Annotated in this window: 10 protein-coding genes; 2 read left to right on the top strand and 8 right to left on the bottom strand. The window is 42.8% G+C overall.

The features are described from left to right. Positions 1-198 precede the first annotated feature (198 nt). Positions 199-297, top strand: a complete 99-nt coding sequence (locus tag ACZ9AQ_RS23975) for an H-NS family nucleoid-associated regulatory protein (RefSeq protein WP_476108460.1) — start codon at positions 199-201, stop codon at positions 295-297. A gap of 243 nt (positions 298-540) precedes the next feature. Here the strand turns inward: ACZ9AQ_RS23975 and ACZ9AQ_RS23970 are convergent, their stop codons facing one another. The 7 genes from ACZ9AQ_RS23970 to ACZ9AQ_RS23940 all read right to left on the bottom strand — a co-directional run bounded on the left by ACZ9AQ_RS23970 (position 541) and on the right by ACZ9AQ_RS23940 (position 4,030). Further along, a complete protein-coding gene (locus ACZ9AQ_RS23970) occupies positions 541-837 on the bottom strand; it encodes a hypothetical protein (RefSeq protein WP_429207266.1) in 297 nt (98 codons plus the stop codon). Between the two features lie 279 nt (positions 838-1,116). Then, positions 1,117-1,719, bottom strand: a complete 603-nt coding sequence (locus tag ACZ9AQ_RS23965) for a hypothetical protein (RefSeq protein WP_429207268.1) — start codon at positions 1,717-1,719, stop codon at positions 1,117-1,119. Between the two features lie 6 nt (positions 1,720-1,725). Then, positions 1,726-2,019, bottom strand: coding sequence for a hypothetical protein (locus ACZ9AQ_RS23960; RefSeq protein ID WP_429207270.1), 294 nt, complete (start codon positions 2,017-2,019; stop codon positions 1,726-1,728). Positions 2,020-2,021: 2 nt separating this feature from the next. Beyond that, positions 2,022-2,498 (bottom strand): hypothetical protein, encoded by a 477-nt coding sequence (locus ACZ9AQ_RS23955; RefSeq protein ID WP_429207272.1) that lies wholly within the window; start codon positions 2,496-2,498, stop codon positions 2,022-2,024. A gap of 225 nt (positions 2,499-2,723) precedes the next feature. Beyond that, positions 2,724-3,200, bottom strand: a complete 477-nt coding sequence (locus ACZ9AQ_RS23950; RefSeq protein ID WP_429207274.1) for a hypothetical protein — start codon at positions 3,198-3,200, stop codon at positions 2,724-2,726. 90 nt (positions 3,201-3,290) lie between these two features. Further along, positions 3,291-3,761 carry a hypothetical protein gene (locus ACZ9AQ_RS23945; protein ID WP_476108457.1) on the bottom strand — a complete coding sequence of 157 codons (471 nt, stop codon included), beginning with the start codon at positions 3,759-3,761 and terminating at the stop codon, positions 3,291-3,293. Positions 3,762-3,820: 59 nt separating this feature from the next. Beyond that, positions 3,821-4,030, bottom strand: a complete 210-nt coding sequence (locus ACZ9AQ_RS23940; RefSeq protein WP_429207276.1) for a hypothetical protein — start codon at positions 4,028-4,030, stop codon at positions 3,821-3,823. A gap of 896 nt (positions 4,031-4,926) precedes the next feature. Between ACZ9AQ_RS23940 and ACZ9AQ_RS23935 the strand changes: the two genes are divergently transcribed. Beyond that, positions 4,927-6,606 (top strand): primase-helicase family protein, encoded by a 1,680-nt coding sequence (locus tag ACZ9AQ_RS23935; RefSeq protein ID WP_429207278.1) that lies wholly within the window; start codon positions 4,927-4,929, stop codon positions 6,604-6,606. A 105-nt stretch (positions 6,607-6,711) separates the two neighbouring features. Here the strand turns inward: ACZ9AQ_RS23935 and ACZ9AQ_RS23930 are convergent, their stop codons facing one another. Further along, the gene (locus ACZ9AQ_RS23930) at positions 6,712-7,182 is read right to left on the bottom strand and encodes a hypothetical protein (RefSeq protein ID WP_429207279.1); all 471 of its coding nucleotides are present in this window, start codon (positions 7,180-7,182) and stop codon (positions 6,712-6,714) included. Between the last annotated feature and the right edge of the window lie 120 nt (positions 7,183-7,302).

Raw genomic sequence — 7,302 nt, 5'->3', positions numbered from 1 at the left:
CCAACATGGCGCTCGGCGGTATCACGCCAAAACAGAAATTGGCACTCGCCGCTTAACCTCTACTTTTAGCGTGCTCTAAAAATGGGGGGATTACCTTACGATCTTACAGAACACGTGGAAGGCTGATTAAAGGGACGAACGGTGCTCGTGATTTCGCTCTAGCAGTTTCCTATGATATTACTGATGAGGCGAAGATAGCTGCTATTAGCACCTAGACCAATAGGTCGTCAACCAAAGTGGATTGCTGACGGTATCGCCGGTGGTAAGAAGCTGGAAGATCTGCGAATCAAGAAGTAAGGCTCTGCCAGGTAGGACAAGAGAAATGCCCCGTTTGGGGCATTTTTGCTATCTAGCTCATGTTTTAGGTAGGGCAGGGACTCGGCTTAAAGTCTACGAAGACCACATGGTCAACAACGTATGTAGAGAAGTTCGCTTCAGGCAGCATGGTAGTCAGCAGCTTCATGATGGCCTTAGTCGGCGCAGTCCAGCCGCTCCAAATGATGTTTGAGTCGTCGTCCAGGACTAGGTGTTGTCGCTTTTTCATCTGGCACCTCCAGCAAGCTCACACAAAACTTTGTCTACAGTGAAGTGAAGAAGCCCTTCGCTCACGTGGCCGTCTTTTGCACAGATGGATAAGTGAGTGATCATAGCGCGGGTGTCGTCGTTGATCTTCTCCCTTGTGCCTATTGCCTCAAGAATGCTTACCCCTTTAAGCAAGTCAAACTTCTCAAGTCTTCTTGAGAATTCATAGCCTATAAATCTGTGATAGTCCAGGCAATGTCTGAAAGCAGATTCATACTTTCCTCGTGCCGTTAATTTGTCAATATGTTTGAACATGTTGAGCCTCCTTTATTGTTATTATTTCCAACATGGTCTTACTTACTGTTCCAGCTTAAAACCCGCTCTTGCCACTGAAGCTTTGCGAAAGTATGCAAATCTATAAGTCTTAGTCTGTATTGTTCTTGTGCTGTCAATGTTTGTGTAACCATGCTCGTTCCTTGTTTATGTATATATTATTAATATAGTAAAAATTTGAACGAAGTCAACGGATGGATTGAAGATAACGATATCGAAAGTAGGAAATGAAAAGATCCAGAATTTCTGGATCAGTTGAGGTCAAGCTTTAGATTTGGGATTGCAGGATTTGCGTTCGTCAGTTGTGAATGTTCTCGGCAACTTGAAACGTTTGTCATTGAGGTAGGTGAGATCCAGGCGGTGTTGCTTGGACATAGTGATGGGTGAGAATCGGTCCAGTTGTCGTGCCTTACTGAACGATTGTTTGATGTAGCGGTCTGCTGTTTTGCGGTCAATCCCGTTGACCTTCATGAAGTGCCTGATCACTTCCTCGCCTTCGCCTTTATGCATAGCGAACCCTATGTGGTGGATCATGTGGCAAAGGTGGCACAGTAGCTTCAAGCCCGTAAGGGACTGTGTACGCGGCCAGGTGAAAGACCAGACTTCATGACACTCAAGAGGGCCGGCGGCGCCGCAACACTGACACTTCGGTGTTTTAATGAAGGTGTTGCCCATCATGACTTTCTTGATCTTGATCCAGTCGCTCTCAGGGACGGCGCTACGCACGTTTAACCAGTGCATAGAGCGTGGGATAGGGTCAGGTTGGACTTTGAGCCGTGGAAGCTCGTGAAGGTCGCTGTAGAGCTTTGCTGCGGTGTAGGCGGTTAGGGCGAAGCCAAGGGCAAGTAGAGAGTCAGATAACATAGCACCTCATCGTATTCGTCTATGGTGTGGTGTCTTCTGGCCTTGCTCAACCTTAGGAGCTTGCTGGTCTTTCACTATGGCTTCAACAAGGTCTTTGGGCTCCATTGGGAAGAGGTGGTTCTTGCTCTTCTCAGCCAGGTGAATGTCTATCTTGCCGTCGCTGTGGATGCCGACGAAGCCCAATACTTGAGTGCCAAGTAGCAAGCCTGCTTGAACACACTGCGGGTCATTCTGTTCAGGTAATCCGACAAGCTTGTAGCCGTCATACTGTCCAAGCACGGATGGGGATTTTTTGATCATGGTTATTCCTTTGCGCTGATTTGGGTTACAAGCTCATATGAGAAGACTGCGAACAGAGTAGAGAAGGGCGCTTCTGGATTGCCGTCTAAATGTTCTTTGACCTTCTCGTGTGCTTCGTGTGCGTGCTGCCTCACTACCTCGTTGTAGCCAGATGCAAATGTCTTCTCAAACTTGCCTCTACCAGGTAGTGAAAGGCTGCGTAAGATGGTCGCGTCGTAGTCCTGTGCGAATCGTGCCAAAGCGCTCAAGCCAAGATCTAAATGGGTAAGCTCGCGGGTGGTCGGCAAGATTGCCATGATTGCGCTCGTGCCTCGTCCGTTCGTCTTCACTTCAACACTGTAGATACCCTTCTTTGTGTTGCTGTCCACTAAAGTTAAAGTGCCTGTATTTTTAGCATAGGTCTTTACTCTCACCTCAAAGCCAAGATCTCGTATTACTTTGTAATGCTCATTTAATTCATAGTCAGTAAGTTGTTTCATAAGTCTCCTTTTTATTTTTTCTTTACTGTGTCAATCACAACATAGACTAAGAAGGCAAGGATAAGCAAAGCAGAGAGTGTAGAACTCATGTCACTGCTTTGAATGTTGTAGATACTTGAAATTGATTCTAAATAATCGTTCATGGTGTCTCCTTGCTTGTCCGTTTAATCTGTGTGTTATATAGTACTTATAGTGGAAATATTCCCGAAGTCAACTAATTGGATATCAGGATGGTCGTAGTTTTTTGTATTTAATCTTGTTGTAGCTCAAGAAGCTTCTGAACGATTGAACGGACTTGCTGTAGCAAGAAATCTGGCGAAGCTCTTCAATCGTGTGATTCTCTGTCGGTAAAGTCCTCAAGAATTCTCTAGTGCTTGTTCTTCCATGAGAACGCTTGCATTTGATATCAAGAAGATGAAGGACATGGCGAAGTGTGCTGATTGCCTTGGTGTATTCAAGTAGATCAGCAATTTGATTGATAGTGAGAGATTCCGTATCTACGTCTTTTAGCTTCTCTATATAGATGTGTTTGGAATCATGCGTGCGGCCAGTGTTCATTTCGTTCATCTTCATGACTTGATGAACTCTTTGCTTGCTCATGCCGCAAATTTCGCCCACTGCACTATATGTAATAGAGCGGTCTTCGGATTCAAGTTTAGCTATTGCACTCTTTATTTTGTCTATGCTTTTTTCATTTTTCATATATTAGAAATAGTTGTTGTCGTACTAATATATGAAAATGCTCGGCAAAGTCAACGATGTAGAAATAAGAAAACCCCTTTCGGGGCTCAATTAACAAAACGGATTTGGTAGCCACTCAGGTTTACTCTCATACCAGGTCTTCACGCTGCATAAGTTCTGGTGTCTTATTTGGAATGCTCTGAAGGAGTACTTGAAAGCACTGGCAAGACAGAAGGAAGCGATTGATAGCCCTGCTAGTCCTTGTAGTAAGCTGCCCTGTACAACACAGTAGATAGATAAGGAAATCAAGAAGACAGCGAACCCAAGTGAGATCCAACATAACCAGGCGAAGTTGCGATAGTTCATCTTCAAGTCATCTTCGTTCACCCCTAATCTGATCATGGCGTCTTTGAAGCTCTCTTTGCGTGCATTGGCTATTGTCTTCTTTGGACTAAGCAATGTGCTCGCAATCTCCTTTGTCTCTGTCGAGAACTTCTTTGTATCTTCATATCCAGTCAACTTCTTTGCTGTCCCTGTAATTGAGCTACTTCGTTTTCCAAACCACTGCTTTAATTTCTCCATACTTATTCTCCTGTTTCTTCTTAATATAATAGAAACAAAATCAAAGTCAACGGGTTCAATCAGTTAGGATATCGCTTAGCCGCCTCCGACATTTCGTTAGCTTCTCTTGCAAGTTCTTCAACCCCATACTTGTCGTCGGTGATGCGAGCATAATTCTGGCCGATTTCAAAACAGTGAAAATTCTCTATAAGAATTTGGTTAAGCTTTCTATCTTCCGATAATTCGGCTTTGAACAACGTGTTGTATATATATGCTTTTATCTTTTCCATAGATCATCTCTCCTGTTCATATTAATCTAGTTAAAACGAAAGCAAAGTCAACAGTAACAACTTAGCCGAAGGCCGGATGTCCTGAAGGACCAAAACCATCTAGACTCCTTATTTAAAAACATGCCGAAGGCAATGAGTCCTGAAAGGACAATGTGAGGGCAAAGCCCTCAAGGTGATTTTGATTTTGTTTTTATTGTCCCCCCCCGTTCCCCTTATCTTTAAAGAAAGAATATATAGGGGGGAGCACCTAAACCCGCATGAATACTATGCTTCAAACGAAAATCCCCCCGTACCCCCCGTTCCCCCTATGTAAATTTTAGGCAATTATAATTGTTGTAAAAAGAACACATTAAATTAATCGAAATATATAGTTGTTTTTTCTGGCTTAAATTTAATTCGATGGGGGGATCATTAAAAACCACGTCCAAACCCGCATGCCTACTAGCTTTGAGTGATCCCCCCAAATTTTCAATGTTCGGGGGGATCAATAAGTACACACCATATTTCTTTATTTTCATAACTACTGAATTAGCTATGTTATTAAATATTGTTATTACAAGTTGACAAATATTAATATGTCATTACAATATCAAATACAACGACAATAGGTAATATATGAGAAATAAAAAAGACAATTCAAGAAATAAAAACTTCAACTGTAGAATTGAAGCTCAACTTCAATTTGAACTAGATGAAATAAAGAAGGTGGCTGGCAAAAACTGGTCTGACGACGTAAGGCTTTTTTTATGGGGAAAGGTGGAAGAGTACAAGCAGCAGAATCAAGTGAAATTTCTACATTGAAGCACAAAAGAAAAAAGCGATTGTTGTAGCAATCGCCTTTATTAAAACTAGTTCATAACCACCGAAAGGAATGAACAACAATTAAGGATAAAATTATGGTAACAGAAAATTCTAAAAAGTCAAATATAGATTTTGACGATCTTAATCAATTCGGTTGCGAGTTCGCAAGCAAAGAAGATTTGGCAAAGTTCCTACAGTACAAAGAGCAGTTCAAAGAATACTACTTCTTGAACTTAAGCGGTAAGCCTGCGATTTTGAAAATGTACACAGGGGAAGAGGGCTTAAAATATGAATACTCATCTATATATGACTTCAAACAATTTCATGTAGAAGAGCATTTCATGGTTGAAGGTCGCAAATATCCAGAGAAGCGCTATTTTTCTGATCAGTGGTTGGAAGATCCAGCATTAAGAACACGCTATGAGAAGTGTGTGTTTGATCCATCAGGCAAGGACTTAGGCGACAAGATATTCAATTTTTGGACTGGATTCGTTGAGCCTATTAAGGGCGACGTGTCCGTGTTCTTAAATCATATTGATATGTTGATTGACGGCACATCAGAACAGAAGGAGCACTTGGTAAAGCTTATTGCTCACCAGATTCGTTTCCCTCATGTTCAGTCAGGTACTAGTGTCGCTCTTCGTGGGCCTCAAGGCGCAGGTAAGACAACTATATCAATGTGTATCGCTGCCATGTGTCCGAATCACTGCAAGGTTGTAGACGATACTGAAGACCTTTTTGGCTTCAACAGTGAGACTCTTCACACAAAGTATTTCTTCATGGAAGAAGCTGTGTGGGGTGGTAACAAGAGTTCTGAAGGTAAATTAAAGAATGCTATCACTGCTGATACTCGTGCAATCAAGATCAAAAATCTAACTGGTACAACAATCAAGAACTATGCTTTCTATATCTTTACTAGTAACGAAGATTGGATGGTGCCAGTAGGGCCAGGTGATCGCCGCTTCAATGTGTTTGACTGCACCACAAAGCTTGAGTCAACACCAGGATACTTTGAGAAATTCTACGAATGGCTTCATGGGGAAGGTAAGCATGCATTACTTCACTATTTCCTATACGAGATAGACCTTGAAGGATTCAATCCGAAGAAGGCAATCGATACCAAAGCGAAAACAGATTTGAAGACTTTAAGCTTAAAGCCGGTTGAGAAGTTCTTGTACAATTTATTAAGCAGTGAGATTGACTATCAGCCATTGCTAACAGGTGGGTGGGAAGAGGAAGTGCGCCTAACTCGTGCGGATCTATACAGTTTTTTCTTAGAAAATACTTCCACAAACAGAGTGGAGCAGGGTGAATTTTCAAGGAAGCTCGCTTCAATATTTGACTTCATTCCAAACTGGAAGGACAACTGGAAGGATCGTAAGCACGGTGGATACTACAAATTGCCAAGTAAGGCAGAATGCCGCACTATGTTTGCCAAGTTCTTAAAAGAAGATCCAGCTATGTTGTTCCCTGTGGAAGAGGTTGCAGTAGCCTCAGAAACGTCCTCTGGAAGCGATAGCAAGCCAGCAGAGAAGAAGCTATGTCCAGCAGTCGTTGCGGCGCCTGTAGAGCCTGTGAAAGCTGTTGTAGCTGACGAGGTAGAAGCGAAGCCTCAAGAAGTCATCAAGAACATCAAGGCTGAACTACAGAAGGCGAAAGAGAAAGAGTGGGTTGCAACAGTTGCGAAGCCAAAGCCTGAAAAAGTGAAGTACTCATCGAAGCTTGCATTCGTAAAAGACCAAGTTGGTGAAGTAGGCCAGGGTAGCACGGTATAAGGGAGAGCCCTTCGGGGCTTCTCTTGTGATCAAAGGAACGCATGGTAGAAAAGCAAAAGCCCCTCATGGGGCAATTGTGGTGTTACTCAACGGTAGTAGTGCAGCTTAGTTAAAGAATCCAGTAAGGACGCCTTGGTCGTCTTTTAAAGGTTGTTCACTGTACTGTAGCTCTCCAAATGTCCTCGTGTTTTTCTTGGATGAAAGCGACTTGACTAATGCACAACCTTGAATCGTCTTCTCTGCTGAGTAAAGGATAACGTTCACTGAGTCCTTCTTTTCAGGGTGATTGTTCAATGAGCCGTATTTCTTGTACAAATCTTTCCAATCCTGCTCACTTCGCTTTACACCATCAACAAGCATGGAGCCTTCAGCAGTGAGAATAACATATTCAATATCAAGATTTTGAACTAATGGCTTGATAATCGAAACATGGTGTGAGGTCGGAATCTCGCCTAAGTTTGGCACAACAGTCACATTTCTGTCCTTGTCAATTAGCATATAGACTGGTGGAACTACGTCTGCATGTTTGATAGTCTTGCGAAGAGCATAAACACTTCTCTCAACGATTCGTTCCATGTACGAAGGTAGGTTAAGCTCCTTTGGTAATCCCCCCATTTTTAGAGCACGCTAAAAGTAGAGGTTAAGCGGCGAGTGCCAATTTCTGTTTTGGCGTGATACCGCCGAGCGCCATGTTGG

It is taken from the genome of Massilia sp. UYP34, assembly GCF_056279385.1.
Note: the sequence above shows the minus strand (reverse complement) of the source record. Positions and strands in the feature narration are given on the sequence as shown.

What these genes read in the sequence shown, in the direction of transcription:
- ACZ9AQ_RS23970 (WP_429207266.1), bottom strand. Translation starts at nt 837, where the DNA reads ATGTTCAAACATATTGACAAATTAACGGCACGAGGAAAGTATGAATCT.
- ACZ9AQ_RS23965 (WP_429207268.1), bottom strand. Translation starts at nt 1,719, where the DNA reads ATGTTATCTGACTCTCTACTTGCCCTTGGCTTCGCCCTAACCGCCTAC.
- ACZ9AQ_RS23960 (WP_429207270.1), bottom strand. Translation starts at nt 2,019, where the DNA reads ATGATCAAAAAATCCCCATCCGTGCTTGGACAGTATGACGGCTACAAG.
- ACZ9AQ_RS23955 (WP_429207272.1), bottom strand. Translation starts at nt 2,498, where the DNA reads ATGAAACAACTTACTGACTATGAATTAAATGAGCATTACAAAGTAATA.
- ACZ9AQ_RS23950 (WP_429207274.1), bottom strand. Translation starts at nt 3,200, where the DNA reads ATGAAAAATGAAAAAAGCATAGACAAAATAAAGAGTGCAATAGCTAAA.
- ACZ9AQ_RS23945 (WP_476108457.1), bottom strand. Translation starts at nt 3,761, where the DNA reads ATGGAGAAATTAAAGCAGTGGTTTGGAAAACGAAGTAGCTCAATTACA.
- ACZ9AQ_RS23940 (WP_429207276.1), bottom strand. Translation starts at nt 4,030, where the DNA reads ATGGAAAAGATAAAAGCATATATATACAACACGTTGTTCAAAGCCGAA.
- ACZ9AQ_RS23935 (WP_429207278.1), top strand. Translation starts at nt 4,927, where the DNA reads ATGGTAACAGAAAATTCTAAAAAGTCAAATATAGATTTTGACGATCTT.
- ACZ9AQ_RS23930 (WP_429207279.1), bottom strand. Translation starts at nt 7,182, where the DNA reads ATGGAACGAATCGTTGAGAGAAGTGTTTATGCTCTTCGCAAGACTATC.